Below are 16,615 nucleotides of genomic sequence, written 5' to 3' on the forward strand. Positions count from 1 at the left end.
GCGAGTGCATCGGTGATCAGCGTACGAAGTGCCGCGAGCACCTACTTGTCGCTGCGCGGCCGTGCAGTGGAGCGTAGGCGGATCCTTCGGAGAGGTCGCGCTCGTCCTTGCTCCGGAGCGGGCCGGCGCCGGGTGGATCGAGTGCTGAACAGCGCTCCGGCCCGTCGAGTGCGCAAGGGGAAAGGCGTGCGACTCCATTGCCCTGGTCCAGTCGTGCGTGGACACGATCGTGCTTTCCTCCGGCCTGGAGGGCGATCCCGGTGCCCTCGTGACGGGGTGCTCGTCGGCATGAGCCACGTCGGTTATCTGCGGGTCCTGCTGCCCGAGCCGGTGTCCGCGGCTGTGTGTCCGGAGCGGCGCGTCAGCGTCGACGGCACGCTGCTGCGGCATCTGGAGAACTTGCGGGCGGACGCCTTCGAGTAACAGGGACCTGTGGCGGTGCGGCAGTTGTCCTCGGTCCTCTCGCGGTTCGGTGACGCCGTGGATCAACTAACGGCCGACCGGCCGTGCTGGTGGACCGGGACGAGGCCGTGGCACTACGGGGTCATGCCTTCCGCGCCGACCCGGGCGCGCAGATTGTGGAACTGGCGGGTCTGCATGATGAAGTGCGCGGGTTCACCCAACACCAGGTCGAAAGGCCGGGTGAGCCATCGGGGGTGGCCTTGACCGCGCGTGCGGACCACCAGACGTGTCTCACCGAAGGGGGCCGGTCGCAGGTGGAAGGCCCAGATTCCGTCCAGCCGTGCCTGTGGCAGGGGCTTGGTCCGCGGGTCGAAGGACCGCCCTCCGGAGAGGTTCAGGTCCGAGCGAAGTACCAGAGTCCGGTTCGGCTCCAGCAGCGCCACGGTGAACCAGAACCTTCCGTCCCGCGATGCCTTGAGGCGTTGACCTTCCTCCAGCTTCCGCCACTCGGGCGCGACACGGTCCGCGCTGGGGTGCCCATAGCGGTCCAGCCAGTCCCAGCTGTACCAGCCTCCGCGGTCGTACCCCATCTGCGCCAGCCAGGGCCAGACCTGCTCGGGTGGTGCCGGAAGGTCGGTGGCCATCGTCGAGCTGCCGTCGGGGTCGGGCACCAGTTCGTCGCCGGGGTACGCGCGAGCGGTTTCGTCCTGCGTCGCACCCCAGGTGAGCAGCCTCGGCCGGCACTGCAGCGTGTAGAACGCCAGCGTTGCGGAAGCTGTCACGAAGGGGAGCAGACCGGTTCCCGTTCGTCGGCATGGTTGCTTCTCGGACATTCTGTACTCCCTGGTCACCTACCTGGCCCGGGTTGATCGGGCCCGAGGCCGAGGAGGAAGTGCCCCCCTCGCCTCATTCCGGCATAGCCGGTGCGCGGCGGCCGCGCGAGGGCTGGCCGGCCCTTCGTGAGGTCCGACCGGCCTGGTGCCCGGTCCGCACGCTGTGGCGGATCCGGCGCGCCTTTCCCGACGTGAAGGCCGTCATGACCCTCAATACGATGAACAGCCAGACCATGGTCGATCCCTCCCGCGTGGCGGGGGAACCTCAGTATTGGTCGAGAAGGCCCCGTGATCCGGGCAAAGCGGGGCTTGGGGCCGATCGGCCCTCAGACGGTCCCGGACAGCCCTGGCACCCGATGGAGAAGTGCTGGACGCTCGAAGCGTCGCGAGGCTCGGAGGTGACTCGTGATGGACGACGTGATCAGCCGACCGCCCGTTCACGCACTGCTCACGGACGGCACGACGGTGTGCATTCGCCCCGTGCGGCCCGGTGACCACGATCAACTCGAGGGACTCTACGAGGAGATGTCACCGGAGAACCTGCGCATGAGGTTCTTCGCGGTGAGCCGTCGATCCGCCCGGATGGCCGCCGACCGGGCCTGTGCTTCCGAGCGGCCCGGACGATGACCGAGCGGCGCGTGGAACGGCTGTCGGCACTCGACGAGGAGGACCGACTTGTCGGCATCGTCACCCGCGATCAAGCGTCGACGCTACTGGTTCGCGACGCCCGCAGCGTCGGGCGAAGTCAAGTCGTGGTTGAGGGTGGTGGCGGCGGTGCTGATGGTGCCGGGCATGAGGTGTCGGTAGATCTTGAAGGTGACGTCGATGTTCTTGTGGCCCATCCATTCGGCGACGTCGGTGATGGGGATGTTGTGGGTGAGGCAGTTGGAGGCGAAGAAGTGCCGGAAGCTGTGGAGCACCATTCCTTCGGGCATGTCTGTCTCGCGGGCTTTCTTGATCCGCTGCCATTGGTTGTTGAGGTAGTAGTGCGGGAACGGCTTTGAGGCGTCGAGGGGGTGGCGTAGCAGGTAGCCGTCGGTGGTGCCGTGTGTGTCGGTGTACCGCTCGATGGTTTGTTTGACGTGGGCGGGCAGGGGGACGTCGCGGTATTCGCCGGTTTTGCGGTGTTTGAGGCGGGCGTAGTGGCCGGTGGTCTGGTTGACCTGTGCGGTGATGCGGTAGACGTCGTCGGCGACGATGTTGCGCAGGTTGACGGCGGCGGCCTCGCCGTTGCGCATGCCGCAGCCGCTCATCAGGTCGGTGATCAGCCGGAAACGGTCGTCGCCGGCCTCGCGTATCTGCCGCAGTTGCTGCGGTGAGGGGATGACGGCGCGCTTGGGGTCGTACTGGGGCGGTTTCAGGCCGGTGAGGGGGTGGTCGTCGAAGAGGCCGAGGCGGTGGGCGTCCAGCAGGATCGCCTTGAGCTTGTCGAAGGCGTTGGCCTGGGTGGCCAGCCCGACGCCGGCGCGTTCCATCGCCCGGATGAAGCCCTCGACGACCCGGTGGTCGAAGGTGCTCATCCGCCGGCTGCCCAGCAGCGGCAGCATGTGATGCTCCAGCAGGGACTCCAGATGCCGCACCGAGGCCGGGCCCAGGTCACGCTGACCGGCCTTCCACTCGGTGGCGTACTCGGAAAACCGCATTGCCCCGTACCGCGCGAGCCGCTCCGCCTTCGCCCGCCCCCGCGGCGCGGTCTTCTTGGCCTTGTAGACATCCGTCAAGCGCCCGATGGCATCGTCCTGGGTCGCGAACCCCGACTCCTCCATCTGCTTCCCGGCCGCCGACCGGTACCGGATCTTGTAGGGGTGCGGGCACTTCGACCACCGCGACCGCGGATGCCCGCACTCCTTGAAGAACGACCCCATCCCACGAACCAGCGAATCCCGCCCCATGGCCGACCGACTCCCGCGACTGATGCTGACAGTTTGCTGACCGCCAGGCATCCGAAACGCTGCTGACGTGCGGAAACGCTGATGGAGTTCGCTATGTGGTGGAACTTCATCGGCCGGTCGCACGAGGAGATCGCGCAGGCCCGCGAGGACTGGACGAAGGGGTCACGTTTCGGTGAGGTACAGGGGTACGACGGTGCTCCACTGCCCGCGCCGGAGCTGCCGAACGCTCCTTTGAAGCCGCGAGGAAGGATGCGCTGACCTGCGGAAACGTAGGTCCTGAGCCGAAGGGCCTCAGGAGCGCTGCCGCGCCCGTCCGGTGACGGTGGCCATCCCCTGGCGCGGGCCTTCGGTTCCTGCTTCCTGAGCACCTCTGAAGCTGTCCGCGGTTCTCAGGGCATGGGCATCTGCGGGCAGCTTCGGAGGGCGTCCGGAAGGCGCGTCAGCGGGCTGATCTCGCGAGGCGGCGAAGGAGAAGCATGGCCATGGCGAGGTGGACGACGTTCTCCGAGTCGACCCGTGGGTGTTCGTAGTCCTTCGACAGCCGGCGGCACCGTCCCGGCCGGGCGAGCGTCCTCTCCGCCGTCCGACGTCGCGGGAGTGCCGCGAGGAGCGGTACCGCAGGTGGTCGTGTCCCTGCCTTGACCCACGTCGAGCGGAAGCCGCCGTCGCGACGCTGCACGATCTGCACGGTGACGCCCGTGGCCTCCCGGGCCCGGGCGTGGAAGCCGGTGCTGCGACAGCCCTGGTCCGCCCGCACATGCCGCAGGCGTGGAAAGTTCTCCGCGGCCCGGGAGAAAAGGACTGCGGCGCCACTTGTGACGGTACGTGCTCGGAGCTGAGCGCAGCCGACATGCTCCGGTGCTCCAATGTGTTCGAAACCCTCGGGGATCCAGGTCCCGGATTCCTCACCGCTCGCGACCGAGGCGCCTCCCGGCACTGTCGGGCCCGGCCGTGTGCGGCTGGTACGGGCCGCGAGCATCGGGTCGATGTCACGCCGAACGAGCTGACGGGGCCGCGTCCTTCAGGGCCGACGCGTGCTCGGCGCCTCTTCGCAGGTGATCTCGTCGCGCGGGGTGTAGCGCGTGCGGAACGGTTCCCGCTTCACTTCCCGGCCGTCGTCGTGGAAGACCCGCTCGACGGTGACGTCGAATCCCTCGAGCGGGGTCTGCGGCACGCACTGCTCATCGGTGCTCACCTTCGTCTCCGGCTGCCGCACGTCGGTGCGCGGCCCCTTGACCGACGTGATCTCGTCGTACTTCTTCGTGCCGAGGAAGGTGACGGTCAGCGAGGTGTCGGTGGACTCGGCCTGGATGGAGATCGCCTTGCCGGAGTCGTTGGTGAACCTCAGGTCGAGGCTGCCCCAGGCGACCGTCGCCTCGCGGCCCTCGGGATAGCGCTCGATGTAGAAGGAGTGGGCGCCGTACTCGACGGGCTTGACGCCGGCGAAGAACATCGCGTTGAAGACCGTGGTGGCCACGGCGGAGACACCGCCGCCGGGAGCCTTCCGGTACTGGTCGTCGTAGATCATGACGCCGTCGACGAAGCCGTTGGCCTCGGTGCGCTCGCCGACGGTCCGGTTGAAGCTCCAGGTCTCGCCCGGCATGACGACGGAGCCGTTGATGAGTTCCACGGCCCGGCCGACGTTCGTCGTGCGGTAGGCGGCCGGCTCGAAGTCGACGGTGAAGGAGGACATCTTCTCGGTGAGCCCCAGCCGGGCCGCGTTCTCGCGGGTGACCTCCGGCTGGATCCGCCGCGCGTCCACCTCGCCGGTGCGGGCGGCGCCCGACTCGGTGAGCAGGGGCAGGACGGCCTTGCCCAGGGCCTTGTCGGTGACCTCCACGCCGGGCCTGGCGTCGGCGGCCACCACGACCTTGTCGCCCTCGAGCCCCAGCCGGGCGTTCTTGGGGGTGGTGGGCAGACCGTTCAGGACGTCGGCCACCGCGGGCGCGGCCCGCAGGCCCTTGCTGTCGAGCTCCGGTGTGAGCCTGCCGGCCTCGTCCGGCCGCATCGTCAGGTGATCGTCCAGCACGGCCGGGGGGAGCGTGAACCGCTTGCCGCCCGCGGTGAGCGTGACCGGCGCCGACATCGCCGGCCGCGCGAACTCGCGCACCGCCCGCCGCACCTCGGCCACCGTGACCTTCGGCTCGGTCTCGCGTGCGGGCAGCACCGTGACCGGGTCCGCCGTGCCGCGCAGGAAGGGGGTGCGCAGGGCACCGATCGCGGCGTCCACGTCCAGCGCGTACCCGGTGCGCGGGGCGATCTGCTCGACACGGCCGTCGGCGAAGGAGACGGCGCCGTCGCGGACCTTCGCGTCGAGCGTCTTCGCCAGCTTCCCGAGGGCGGCACGGGCCTTGTCCTCGTCGACTCGCACGACCGGCTCGATGTCACCGCCCGAGCGGAACAGCCCGCCGATCACGCTGACCGGACCGGCGCCCGTGGACGTCGCCCGATCGAGGGTTTCCCGGACGCCGAAGGTGAGTCCCGCCCGCCGCGGATCGACCGTGCCCTTGCGGTCGCCGACCTGTACGGCCAGCTCCTGCGGGCCGGCCGCCGCCAGGTGCTGCTCCAGCTTCCGGGTGGCGTCCGCACGGCTCAGACCCCCGATGTCCACGCCGCGCACCGTCGTCCCCGCCTCGATCTCACCGCCGGTGAGCAGCAGCCCGGCGAGATACAGGCCGCCGATGCCGAGGGTCAGCGCACCGCCCGTCAGGGCGGCGGGCGGGAGAGAGGCTATCCGGGGGCGCATGGGACTCCTGAACGATCGATGTAACGTACACCCGATATCGCGGCACGGTGTACGGGAGCGGTCGGCCAAGCTACGCACAACCGGGTGCCAAAGGGTATATCCAAGGTCACACCGGACGTTTTGGATCATCTGCCCGGGTGACCGGTGCGACGGTGCCCGGCATGCTCGGCGCCCGGCTCCTCCCGCGGACGGGCGACCGCTCCGGGGCCGGCGGGGCCGGGCCCACCGGGCCCTTCGTGCGGGTGTCGTCGAGATCACTCGTCCCTGGTTCAGGGGTGAGGACGGACCGGCCTGCCTCCCTCACGTATCGTCTTCCGATATCGGAGTCCGTCAGAGGCGCGGCCGTGCCGCCGAAGGAGTGGGGCCATGAGCAAGCCGACGACCGCCGGGATGCCGGACGAACTGCACCGGCGACTGGGGGTGTCCGACGCCGTGGTGATCGGCCTGGGGTCGATGATCGGTGCGGGGATCTTCGCCGCGCTCGCTCCGGCCGCCCGTGCGGCCGGCTCCGGTCTGCTGATCGGGCTGGCCCTGGCCGCCGTCGTCGCGTACTGCAACGCCACCTCCTCCGCCCGCCTCGCCGCGCGTTACCCGGCCTCGGGGGGCACCTACGTCTACGGCCGTGAGCGACTCGGCGAGTTCTGGGGCTACCTGGCCGGGTGGGGCTTCGTGGTCGGCAAGACCGCCTCGTGCGCGGCGATGGCGCTGACGGTCGGCTCGTACGTGTGGCCCGGCCAGGCCCACGCCGTGGCGGTGGCGGCCGTGGTGGCACTGACCGTCGTCAACTACACGGGCGTGCAGAAGTCCGCGCTGCTGACGCGGGCGATCGTCGCCGTGGTCCTGGCGGTGCTCGCCGCGGTCGTGGCCGCCGCGCTCACCTCGGGCACGACCGCGGCGGCGCGCCTGGACATCGGTGACGACACCACCTTCGGCGGGACGCTTCAGGCGGCCGGTCTGCTGTTCTTCGCGTTCGCCGGCTACGCGCGGATCGCCACGCTCGGTGAGGAGGTCCGCGATCCTCGGCGCACGATCCCGCGGGCCATTCCGCTGGCGCTGGGCATCGCCCTGGTCGTGTACGTGATGGTGGCGGTGTCCGTGCTGCTGGTCCTGGGCCCGGAGCGGCTGGCCGCCGCGACGGCGCCGCTGTCGGACGCGGTGCGCGCCGCGGGCGCCGGCCGGCTGGAGCCGGTCGTGCGGGTGGGTGCGGCGGTGGCCGCGCTCGGCTCGCTGCTGGCGTTGATCCTGGGAGTCTCGAGGACGACCCTGGCGATGGCCCGCGACCGGCACCTGCCCCACGCGCTGGCCGCCGTCCACCCGAGGTTCAAGGTGCCGCACCGCGCGGAGCTGGCCGTCGGCCTGATCGTCGCCGTCGTCGCGGCCACGGCGGACGTGCGGGCGGCGATCGGGTTCTCCTCCTTCGGAGTCCTCGCGTACTACGCGGTCGCCAACGCCTCCGCCTTCACCCTCACCCCCGACGAGGGCCGCCCCGCCCGGGTCGTCCCGGTCGTCGGCCTGGCCGGGTGCCTCGTCCTGGCCTTCGCGCTTCCCGTCTCATCGGTGATCTCCGGGGCGGCGGTCCTGGCGGCGGGCGTCGCCTGGTACGGCGTCCGCCGTTCGATCGCAGCGCGGAGCTGACCGCCGCTCCAGCCGCCTGATGACGCGGTCGGACGGCGCCCGCCGACTTCACCCTTGCCGGCGCCTGTTCCTCGGCCGCGATACTGCCGCTGCCCGGCCCTCGTTCCTGCGCGAGCATGGCAGCCAGGGGCGGACCCGCCAACGTAACGATCATGATCGGAGGTTGTGCCCGCGCGTCCGGTGGTCCTGGCAGCGGAGCGTTGCCGGGACCACGTGGACGTCGGGAACGGCTGCGGAGCGGCCCGTACGGGGTCACTGCCGGGCGGACTGCTTCCGGTCGTCGTGTCCGAAGGCGGTCCTCGGCTCCGCGCAGACCTTCGCCGCCGTCCCGGACGGCGCCCGAGTCGTGGGCTCGCCGGCCTTGCCGATGTCCTCCCGGGCGTGTCGCACGACCTCGCCCGGCGTGTTCTTCAGCTGAGCATGCGGCCGCGGATCAGTCCGGAGAGCCGTTGCCGAGAACCTCTCGGGCCAGCTCACTCAGTGCGCGGCGGTCCTCAGCCAGCGCCTGCTTCCCCGCCTCCGTCGCCCGGTAGACCCTCCGGGCCCGGCCGTCGACCACACGCTGTTCGGAGATCAGCAGCCCGTCGGCCTCCAGCCGGTGCAGCGTCGGATACAGCGTGCCCGGGCTGATCCGGTATCCGTGGCGGGCCAGCTCCTCGGTCATCCACGCGCCGTGGATCTCCTCCTCGGCGGCGTGATGGAGGATGTGCAGCCGCACCGCGCCCCGCTGGAACTCCCGCACCCTCTCCTCACCTTCCGCCCCGGCCCGGGACAGTGACGAAACCGATATCGGCAATCGATCCTACGTCCCGGCGACAGGCCGCGGCACCGGGCCGCCACCGGCGGAGCCCGGCTGTGACGAGAAGGTGTCCGTGAACCCGGCCACGATCACCGGCGCGACGACGGTGGGGGGCCGTCCTTCCAGCGCCCGGGGACAAGCGGGCGGTCGGGCAGGATCCGGAGGCCGTCCGGCGCCGGCGTCGGGAGACGCGGCCGAAGATCCGGTCGAAGGCGAGGATCCCAGCGGGCTCCCGCATGCCACGGATGCTCTCCCGGCCCACCGCCCCGGCGTCGACCGACTGTCGCCTCCCGGGTGCCGACGGCGTAGCGGACCGCGGCTCACACGCCGGGCGCGCCGGCCGCCGCACGGGCGTAACGGCGTGCCAGGACCGCGAAGGCGTCCTTGAGTTCCCGCGGGCCGACGACCTCGACGGCGGCGTCGAACCGTCCGACGCCGGCGGCGAGGGCGGTCCACGACCAGGAGCCCAGGACGAGCCGGCAGCGGTCGGGGCCCAGCTCCTCGACGACGGCGTCATGGGCGTGGCGGGCCACGGTGGCGGCGGGCAGGTCCAGGATCACCTCGCCGCGGCAGGGCCACCCGCCGGGGCCGTCCGCTCCCCGGAACCTGCCGGTGACGAACGCGGCCACGTCCCCTCCGGGGACCTCGCGCGGTGCGAAGCGGGGCCCCGTCGGGCTGCGCGGGGTGATCCGGTCGGCGCGGAAGGTGCGCCAGTCGGCGCGGTCGAGGTCGAAGGCGACGAGGTACCAGCGCCCGTCCCGGCTGACGAGACGGTGCGGCTCCACCCGCCGCGGCGGACGAACGGCGCCCTCCGGCGGGGAGGCGGCGGCGTAGTCGAAGCGCAGCACTTCGCCGGCGTGGACGGCGGCGCTCAGTGCCATGAGCAGCGCGCCGTCGACGGACGGGTGCGGCCGGACCGCGGACGGCTCCACGGCGGTCACCCGGAGAGTGTCGACGCGGTGGCGCAGCCGCGCGGGCATGACCTGCCTGACGGTGGCCAGGGCGCGAACCGCGTCCTCCCGGATCGCGGCGCCCGTGGTGGCGGCGGTCCGCAGCGCGACGGCGAGGGCGACGGCCTGCCCGTCGTCGAACAGCAGCGGCGGCAGCCGGGTGCCGGCGTCCAGCCGGTATCCCCCGTCTGGCCCCTTGAAGGCCGCGACGGGATAGCCGAGTTCGCGCAGCCGGTCGACGTCACGGCGTACGGTCCGCGGGCTCACCCCCAGCCGCTCGGCCAGCAGCGCCCCCGGCCAGTCACGGCGGGCCTGGAGCAGGGAGAGCAGGGACAGCAGTCGGGCTGAGGTCTTCGGCATGGGGTCGATCCTGCCCCGGGAAGAGGACACTCCCTGACCGCTTCCCCTGGGACGGTTCTCCTGTGTCCGACCACGACGACGACCAGAAGGACCTGATCACTGTGACCACCACCGCCACGTCCCGGCCGCCCGCCCTCGACGCCGAACGGGCCGGTCTGCTCGCCGCGCTCGCGACCGCGCGGGCGTCCCTGACCGCCACGGCGCGCGGACTGAGCGACGAACAGGCCGGTGCGCGCCCGACGGCCGGCGCCCTGTGCCTGGGCGGGCTGATCAAGCACGTCGCGTCGATCGAGGAGGCGTGGACGGCCTTCGTGACCGAAGGCCCGTCCGCGATGCGCCACGACCTTCCCGACGGCGTCACCTGGGCCGACCTCGCGGCCGGCACCGCCCGTGAGGTCCCGCAGTGGGCGATCGACCATCGGAACGAATTCCGGATGCTGCCCGGCGACACCCTGGACGGCATCCTCGCGCGCTACGAGAAGGTCGCCGCCCGCACCGAGGAGATCGTCGCCTCCGTGCCCGACCTGTCGGCGACCCACCCGCTTCCCGAGGCTCCCTGGCACGAGCCGGGAGCCGTGCGCAGTGTGCGCGGGGTGCTGACGCACCTTATCGCCGAGACCGCGCAGCACGCGGGACACGCCGACATCCTGCGCGAGACGCTCGACGGACGGACGTCCACCTGACCGGCGCGTCCGCCCGCCGGGCGGCACGCCCGCGGTCAGCCGGGCCGGTGCTGCTGGGTGAGGACCGCCACCAGGAGTTCGGGATCGAACACCGAGGTGTCGGCGAGTCGGGTGGTGGCGGTGAGCGAGTTGAACATGGCCTTGGTGACCCGCAGGGCGGAGGCCGACCGCCGCAGGACGGGTTTGGCCCAGGCCATGACGGCGTCGTCGAGCGCCTCCCGCGGCACGGCCCTATGGAGGACCGACAGTCCGAGGGCCTCCTGGGCGTCGAAGACACGTGCGGTGAGGATCAGCTCCCGCACCCGGGCGGCCCCCACCTCGCTGATCAGACGGGGGAGCAGCCCGCCCCAGGCGGGGGGCACACCGAGGGCGAGTTCCGGCAGCCGGAAGGTGGCGGTGTCCGCGCCCACGCGCAGGTCGCAGGCGAGTGCGAGGCCGACACCGGCGCCGACGGCCCTGCCCTGGACGCGGGCGATGGTGACGGCGGGATTGGCGGTGAGGGCCTCGCACACCCGCAGGGCCTTCGTCCCGTTGACGCGGATGCCGCCGCCGGCGGGGTCGTCGGCGAGGTGCCGGGGGAACTCGCGCCGGTCACCACCGAGACAGAACTCGTCTCCTGCGGCGGCCAGCACCAGGACCCGTACCGCCGGGTCCTGGTCGTCGAGGACGGTGAGGAGATCCTCCAGCATGACGTCGGTGACGGCGTTGCCCTCTTCGGGGACGTTCAGTTCGACGGTGAGGAGAGGGCCCTGCCGGTAGGTGCGCAGGGTCTTGAGTATTCGGTCGGCGGGGAGATCGGCGAGGGGCGGGGTGCTCATGTCGTTACTCTCAGTGAGGTGATGCGGCGGAAGACGAGCCGGGAGACGTCGTAGGCGGGGGGTGCGGTGGGCCGCAGGGTCGGGAAGCGTTCCAGCACCTGGGCGATCAACTCCCGGGCCTCGGTACGCGCGAGGGCCGCGCCGAGGCAGTAGTGGGCGCCGCTGCCGAAAGTGATGTGGCCGCCGCCACGCAGGATGTCGAAGACATCCGGATCCGGGTTGCGCCGGGGATCATGGGCCGCCGAACCGTACAGGATGTGGACGGTGGTGTCCTTGGGCATGAAGGTGCCGGCGAGGACGATGTCGGTGGCGGCGACATGGGAGTTGAGCCACACCGGGGGGTCGTAGCGCAGGGATTCCTCCACCAGGTCCTCGATGTGCTCCGGGTGCGCGCGCAGCCACTCCGCCCGGGCGGGGGCCTCGGTGGCGAACCGCACCGCGTTGGTCAGCAGGACCGCGCTGGTCTCCAGGGAGGCGATGGTGATGAACATCGTGAGGTGGTAGATCACCCGGTCCGCGGCGGCCCGGTCGTCCGGGTACTGCGCGTCCCAGTAGTGGATCCAGCCGGTGAGGACATCGTTGCCAGGGCGGGCCCGCCGGTCGCGGATCAGTTCGGTGAAGAAGGCCCGCATCTCCAGCGTGGCACGGCCCGCCTCCGCGAGTTCTCCCCTGGTGGGGAACAGTTCCTGGGCGTAGGCCTGCCGGTGGGCGAAGTCCAGGATGTGCGCGGAGTGCTCTTCGGGGATGCCGAGCCACTCGCAGACCGTGCGGACCGGGAGCAGTTCGGCGACGGTGTGGACGAAGTCCGCCTCCCCGCCGCCGCGCAGACGGTCCTCCAGGTCGTCCAGGAGGCCGGAGGCGAGAGCGGCGATCCGGGGACGCAGGCCCTCCAGGGTGGCGCGGTCGAACGGGTTGCCCAGGGCGCGTCGCTGGCAGGTGTGCGTCGGGGGGTTGATACGGGACAGGGTCCCGGTCAACTCCTGGGTGGCCAATTCCCGCCAGCGACTCGGGTCGGGTTGCCGCTCCTGCCAGGCGAAGTCCGGCACGAGCCAGTCCCTGCTGCGCAGGACCTGGCTGCATGCCTCGAAGCCGGTGACGAAGTAGCCGCCCCAGGGAGAAGGCACGACGTCTCCCAGGGCACGCAACTTCTCCCAGACGGGGAGGGGGTTGGCCTGTCCCTCAACCGAACGCAGGTGGCGAAGAAGGGAGATGACGGCTCGGCGGTGGGTGGTGGTACCGCGTATGTCGCCAACGGCGGTCACGCAGAGCTCCTTTTGCTGGGCACTGTGATCACTACCGCCGGAACCTACCCTTCCACCCACCCGTGTCATGCGCCTCTGTGTGTTGCTCCTGTCACATGCGGTGCGTCAGACGCGGAAGATGTCCAGGAAGCTGCTCCAGAATCCCTTCTTCCGCGCCGGTTCCTGCCGTGCCGGAGCGGACGCGGACGACGCGAGCGGCTGCTGCGTGCCCGGCGCCGCGGCCCGGTCCTGGAGCGCGGCCGCCATCCGGGTGGCCGGCGTGGGGCTGAACGTCACCGGCAGCGCGACCAGGGCCCGGTGGAACGGTCCCGGCCGCCACTGCAGGTCCTTCTCCGGTACGGCCAGGGCGAGGTCGGGCAGCGCGTTGAGCAGCCGTTCGATCGCGGTGGTCGCGATGACCTGCGCCGGGTCCTTGGCGGGACAGGCGTGCGGGCCGGCTCCCCACGCCAGATGGGCGCCCTTGCTGTGGGCGCGGCGGGCCTCGGCCAGCGCGGGGTCGCTGTTGGCGCCCGCGAAGGAGATCACCACCGGGGTGTTGGCCTCCGCCACATGGCCGCCCAGGTCGACGTCCTGCACCGGGTAGTGGGTGGCGTAGTTGGCGATGGGCGTCTGGTTCCACAGCACGTGATCGAGCGCCTCCTCGATCAGCATGCCGCTCTGCCGGCCGCCCGCCCCGGACAGCAGCAGCACCAGGGCGCTGCCGATGAGGTTGCGCTCCGGTTCGATGCCGGCGCCCATCAACAGTGCCAGCTGGTCCTTGAGCTCCTCGTCGGTGAGCCCGGCCGGGTGCTGGATCAGCCAGGAGGTGACGTCGTCACCGGGCCGGCGCCGCTTGAGCGCGATCAGCTCCATGAGGGCGCGGGTGAGATCCTCGTTGGCGCGCAGCGCGTCCTTGGCGTCGAATATCGCCGACAGGGAGGTGGTGATGGTGTCACCGATGTCCGCCGGGCAGCCGAACAGCCGGTTGAACAGCAGCAGCGGCAGCAGCTTGGCGTAGTCGTTCAGCAGATCGGCCCGGCCGCGCTCGCTGAACTGGTCGATGAGGTAGTCGGCGATCGGCTCGACGTCGCGCCGGATGCGCGTGGTGCTGAGCCGGGCCAGACTGTCCACCACGGCCTTGCGCAGCCGCAGGTGCACCGCACCGTCGGTGAAAAGGCAGTTGGGCCGGTACGCCATCATCGGGAGCACCGGGTTGTCCATGCCGATGCGGCCCTCGTTGAGCGCTTTCCAGCGGCGGGAGTCACGGGCGAACAGTTCGGTGTTCTGCAGCACGCGCAGGGCCATCTCGTGCCCGACGACCAGCGTGGCGTCGGCGCCGGGGGCGAGTTCGACGGGACCGGCCGGGGCGTGGGCGCGCAGCCGGTCGTACACCTGCTGGGGGTCGGCGGCGAACGCGGCGTCGTGCATGGGGCATCTGCTGACCGTTGCCGCAGACGGGGTTTGAGGATCCATGAAGTCTTCCTTAGTGATCCGGGAACCGCTGTTCCCGGTCCGGGCGGGCGCGCGGCGGTCAGGCGGCGCGCTCGAGCAGGTGTCTCACCAGTGCGATCAGCGCCTTGGCGGACGACTGCTGGTCACGGGCGTCGCAGTAGACGACAGGGGTGTCCGGGAGCAGGTCGAGCGCCTCGCGCACCTCGGCCTCGCCGTAGGTGGCGGCGGGGTCGAAGCAGTTGACGGCGATGGCGTACTCCAGGCCGTACCGCTCGATGAGGTCGATGACCGGGAAGGTCTCCTCAAGGCGTCCCGGGTCGACCAGGAGCAGGGCCCCGAGCGCGCCGCGGGCCATGTCCTCCCACAGCTGCATGAAGCGCTGCTGTCCCGGGGTGCCGAACAGGTACAGCACCAGGTCGTCGCTCAGGGTGAGACGGCCGAAGTCCAGGGCGACCGTGGTGGTGGTCTTGTCCGCCACGCCCCGCAGGTCGTCGACGTGGACGGACGCCTGGGTCATCTTCTCCTCGGTGCGCAGCGGAGTGATCTCCGACAGCGAGCCGATGAAGGTCGTCTTGCCCACGGCGAAATGCCCGACGACAAGGATCTTGGCGGCGTTGGTCACCGCGCTGGAGACGTAGATGGACCTCTGTGCCGTCTCAGCCGATGAGGGATTGGAGTCCATTCAGAACCTTCTCGAGGGTCGCTCTGTCAACGTTCTGGGCCCGGGGCGGCTCGGCCCGGCGCAGCAGGTGTCCCTGCTCCGCTAAATCGGTGAGCAGCAGCCGGGCCACCCCGACGGGCAGGCCGAGGTGGCCCGCCACCTCGGCGACCGACAGGTAGCCGCCCGCGCACAGCTCCCAGATCGCCCTGACCTCGGGGCCGGCCCCCAGCGGAAGCGTCCGCTCGGGAGCCAGGGTGACCAAGGTGTGCAGCGCCAGTTCGTCCGAGGACGGCAGGCTCCGGCCGCCCGTGATGACGTAGGAGCGGACGAAGTCACTGGTGACGGGTGCTTCCTCGCCGGGCGTCGTCATACGCCGACACCGTTGTCCGAGCGCGGGGCCACGCTCATCGCCTTGCTCAGCGCCGCCACCGTCTTCTGCATGCGGAACGACATGGCCTCCATGTCGACGTCCAGTGCCGCCGAGACGGCCAGGTAGGCGCCCTGCCCGGCCGCGATGAGGAAGATCCAGCCGCCGTCGTACTCCAGCAGCGTCTGCTTCCAGATGCCGTGCCCCGCCCCGACGAAACCGGCGACCGCCCGGCTCAGGGACTGCATGGAGCTCATCGCGGCGGCGTTCGTCTCGGCGTCGTCGCGTGAGATCTCGTCCGAACGCTGCAGCAGCAGGCCGTCACCCGAGACGAGGACCGCGTGGCGGGCGCCACGCACCTCGAGCACGTCGTTCAGCACCCACGACAGGTCGGTGTTCACTGGTGGTCAGGTCCTTCCGTGGTGTTGGTCCGACCGAGCTGGGTGCCGCGCGCGAACGCCCCCAGGCGCGACGCGGTCACCTCACCGGCCGACTCGGACGTCTGCTGATCGGTGCCGGCCGTGTCCTCCGGGGCCGGCACCACCGAGATGGGCCCCTGGCGCCGGCGGCGCTTGGGCAGCCCGCCGGTCGTCGTGCCCACCACGTGGGAAGGGCCGACCGGGACGGGCGCCAGCCGCTGCGGGGCGCTCTCCCGATCCTGGCCCACGGGCTCCTGGACGGGTTCGGCGGGGGTGACGGCCTCGGCCGCCAGAAGGCTCTCCGGCACTCGGATCACTGCGCGTACTCCGCCGTAGGGGGACACCGAACCGACGGAGACGGCGAAGCCGTACCGGGCGGCGAGCATGCCGCACACCGCGAACCCGAACCGGGGCGGGTCCCCGAGACCGGTGATGTCGACGGGACCGTCGGCGGACAGCAGCGTCGCCGCCCGGTCCTTGGTCTCCTGGTCCATGCCCAGACCGGCGTCGTCGACGATGAAGCACACGCCCGTCGGCACGGCCTGGATGTTGACCTCGACGGGTGTGCCCGGAGCGCTGTACGTGGTCGCGTTGTCCAGCAGCTCGGCGAGCACCATCGCCACCGGCTCGACGGCCTTGCTGGTGACGGCGACGCTGGCCTGCGCGTGGATGCTCACCCGGTTGAAGTCCTTGATGCGGCCCTGCGCGCTGCGGGCCACGTCGTAGACGGTCGCCAGCCCTTCGCGCCGGCCCAGCCATCCGCCGCACAGCACCGAGATGCCCTTGGCCCGGCGGCTGAACTGGCTGCCGGTGTGGTCCACCGACATCAGGTCCGCCAGCACCTCGGTGTCGTTGCCGTACTTCTGCAACAGCCCGTCCAGCAGTAGCTGCTGCTCCTCGGCGAGCGACTGGAGCGTGCCCATCGCCGACTTCAGCACCGCCTTGGTCGACGACTCAGCGTCCGCCCGGACGTCCGCGAGGTCATTGCCGTGCTGGGTGTCCAGGGTGGTGATGTGCCCCTGGAGCTGGTTGATCCGGCCCTGGGACTGGCCCAGTTGGGTCTCCAAATCCTTCTTTGTTCTTCGGAGCGCCAGATTGGTTCTCCGGGCCCGCTGCACTGCGAACACCGCAGCGACGAGCACCACAAGCAGGATCCACAGCAGTGGATCCCCGGTCAATGACGTCATGAGACTCTCTTCAAGTCGCATCGCGCCGGGAGTTCGGCAGATTCGCGCATGTGTGGGACGGATCCGGGCCGTCGAACGGCGCGGGCCCACGGCGGACCAAGCCTCAACTCCTCAGCGATGGGGCCTTAGAGACTGTCCCCCGTACGCGTTCATGACGCGCCGCCAGCCTA

At 71.0% G+C, this 16,615-nt stretch carries 16 protein-coding genes and 2 pseudogenes; 5 read left to right on the forward strand and 13 right to left on the reverse strand.

Features of this window, described 5'->3' with window-relative positions; all coding sequences use genetic code 11:
* Positions 1–288: 288 nt before the first annotated feature.
* Entirely contained in the window at positions 289–423 is a 135-nt protein-coding gene (locus tag ACFXAE_RS04035) for a hypothetical protein (RefSeq protein ID WP_384707585.1), read from the forward strand.
* A 113-nt stretch (positions 424–536) separates the two neighbouring features.
* On the opposite strand, the gene ACFXAE_RS04040 is transcribed toward ACFXAE_RS04035, so the two are convergent.
* Positions 537–1,184 (reverse strand): hypothetical protein, encoded by a 648-nt coding sequence (locus ACFXAE_RS04040; protein ID WP_384707587.1) that lies wholly within the window; start codon positions 1,182–1,184, stop codon positions 537–539.
* Between the two features lie 459 nt (positions 1,185–1,643).
* Between ACFXAE_RS04040 and ACFXAE_RS04045 the strand changes: the two are divergent.
* Positions 1,644–1,856, forward strand: a pseudogene (locus ACFXAE_RS04045) (hypothetical protein); the annotation flags it as partial.
* Positions 1,857–1,945: 89 nt separating this feature from the next.
* Here the strand turns inward: ACFXAE_RS04045 and ACFXAE_RS04050 are convergent.
* Positions 1,946–3,100: a tyrosine-type recombinase/integrase gene (locus tag ACFXAE_RS04050; RefSeq protein ID WP_384707590.1), complete on the reverse strand. Its 1,155-nt coding sequence runs from the start codon at positions 3,098–3,100 to the stop codon at positions 1,946–1,948.
* Between the two features lie 111 nt (positions 3,101–3,211).
* On the opposite strand from ACFXAE_RS04050, the pseudogene ACFXAE_RS04055 reads away from it, so the two are divergent.
* Positions 3,212–3,385, forward strand: a pseudogene (locus ACFXAE_RS04055) (pirin family protein); the annotation flags it as partial.
* A 763-nt stretch (positions 3,386–4,148) separates the two neighbouring features.
* Here ACFXAE_RS04055 and ACFXAE_RS04060 read toward each other — a convergent pair.
* Complete coding sequence (locus ACFXAE_RS04060; RefSeq protein ID WP_384707593.1) at positions 4,149–5,873, reverse strand: VanW family protein; 1,725 nt, start codon at positions 5,871–5,873, stop codon at positions 4,149–4,151.
* A 366-nt stretch (positions 5,874–6,239) separates the two neighbouring features.
* On the opposite strand from ACFXAE_RS04060, the gene ACFXAE_RS04065 reads away from it, so the two are divergent.
* Complete coding sequence (locus ACFXAE_RS04065) at positions 6,240–7,508, forward strand: APC family permease (protein ID WP_384707596.1); 1,269 nt, start codon at positions 6,240–6,242, stop codon at positions 7,506–7,508.
* 252 nt (positions 7,509–7,760) lie between these two features.
* On the opposite strand, the gene ACFXAE_RS04070 is transcribed toward ACFXAE_RS04065, so the two are convergent.
* From ACFXAE_RS04070 to ACFXAE_RS04080, 3 genes are all read right to left on the reverse strand, one after another.
* Positions 7,761–7,898, reverse strand: coding sequence for a hypothetical protein (locus ACFXAE_RS04070; protein WP_384707599.1), 138 nt, complete (start codon positions 7,896–7,898; stop codon positions 7,761–7,763).
* 43 nt (positions 7,899–7,941) lie between these two features.
* Positions 7,942–8,250: a PadR family transcriptional regulator gene (locus tag ACFXAE_RS04075; protein WP_384707602.1), complete on the reverse strand. Its 309-nt coding sequence runs from the start codon at positions 8,248–8,250 to the stop codon at positions 7,942–7,944.
* Positions 8,251–8,627: 377 nt separating this feature from the next.
* The gene (locus ACFXAE_RS04080) at positions 8,628–9,617 is read right to left on the reverse strand and encodes a helix-turn-helix transcriptional regulator (RefSeq protein ID WP_384707604.1); all 990 of its coding nucleotides are present in this window, start codon (positions 9,615–9,617) and stop codon (positions 8,628–8,630) included.
* Positions 9,618–9,718: 101 nt separating this feature from the next.
* Here ACFXAE_RS04080 and ACFXAE_RS04085 point away from each other — a divergent pair, with 101 nt between their 5' ends.
* A complete protein-coding gene (locus ACFXAE_RS04085) occupies positions 9,719–10,300 on the forward strand; it encodes a DinB family protein (RefSeq protein WP_384707922.1) in 582 nt (193 codons plus the stop codon).
* 35 nt (positions 10,301–10,335) lie between these two features.
* Here the strand turns inward: ACFXAE_RS04085 and ACFXAE_RS04090 are convergent, their stop codons facing one another.
* The 7 genes from ACFXAE_RS04090 to ACFXAE_RS04120 form a co-directional block, all read right to left on the reverse strand.
* The gene (locus ACFXAE_RS04090; RefSeq protein ID WP_384707607.1) at positions 10,336–11,118 is read right to left on the reverse strand and encodes an enoyl-CoA hydratase/isomerase family protein; all 783 of its coding nucleotides are present in this window, start codon (positions 11,116–11,118) and stop codon (positions 10,336–10,338) included.
* Positions 11,115–12,380 (reverse strand): cytochrome P450, encoded by a 1,266-nt coding sequence (locus tag ACFXAE_RS04095; RefSeq protein ID WP_384707610.1) that lies wholly within the window; start codon positions 12,378–12,380, stop codon positions 11,115–11,117. The genes ACFXAE_RS04090 and ACFXAE_RS04095 overlap by 4 nt, the downstream gene beginning before the upstream one ends.
* 105 nt (positions 12,381–12,485) lie before the next feature.
* Positions 12,486–13,787, reverse strand: a complete 1,302-nt coding sequence (locus ACFXAE_RS04100; protein WP_384707613.1) for a cytochrome P450 — start codon at positions 13,785–13,787, stop codon at positions 12,486–12,488.
* Positions 13,788–13,890: 103 nt separating this feature from the next.
* Positions 13,891–14,493, reverse strand: coding sequence for an ATP/GTP-binding protein (locus ACFXAE_RS04105; RefSeq protein WP_384707616.1), 603 nt, complete (start codon positions 14,491–14,493; stop codon positions 13,891–13,893).
* Positions 14,468–14,842 carry a DUF742 domain-containing protein gene (locus ACFXAE_RS04110; protein ID WP_030827099.1) on the reverse strand — a complete coding sequence of 125 codons (375 nt, stop codon included), beginning with the start codon at positions 14,840–14,842 and terminating at the stop codon, positions 14,468–14,470. Before ACFXAE_RS04110 ends, ACFXAE_RS04105 begins: the two co-directional genes overlap by 26 nt.
* Positions 14,839–15,240 carry a roadblock/LC7 domain-containing protein gene (locus tag ACFXAE_RS04115; protein WP_030861626.1) on the reverse strand — a complete coding sequence of 134 codons (402 nt, stop codon included), beginning with the start codon at positions 15,238–15,240 and terminating at the stop codon, positions 14,839–14,841. Before ACFXAE_RS04115 ends, ACFXAE_RS04110 begins: the two co-directional genes overlap by 4 nt.
* Positions 15,237–16,445: an ATP-binding protein gene (locus ACFXAE_RS04120; RefSeq protein WP_384707619.1), complete on the reverse strand. Its 1,209-nt coding sequence runs from the start codon at positions 16,443–16,445 to the stop codon at positions 15,237–15,239. Before ACFXAE_RS04120 ends, ACFXAE_RS04115 begins: the two co-directional genes overlap by 4 nt.
* Positions 16,446–16,615 lie beyond the last annotated feature (170 nt).

This window comes from Streptomyces sp. NPDC059454, assembly GCF_042749965.1.
In the GTDB taxonomy this organism is placed as follows: domain Bacteria; phylum Actinomycetota; class Actinomycetes; order Streptomycetales; family Streptomycetaceae; genus Streptomyces.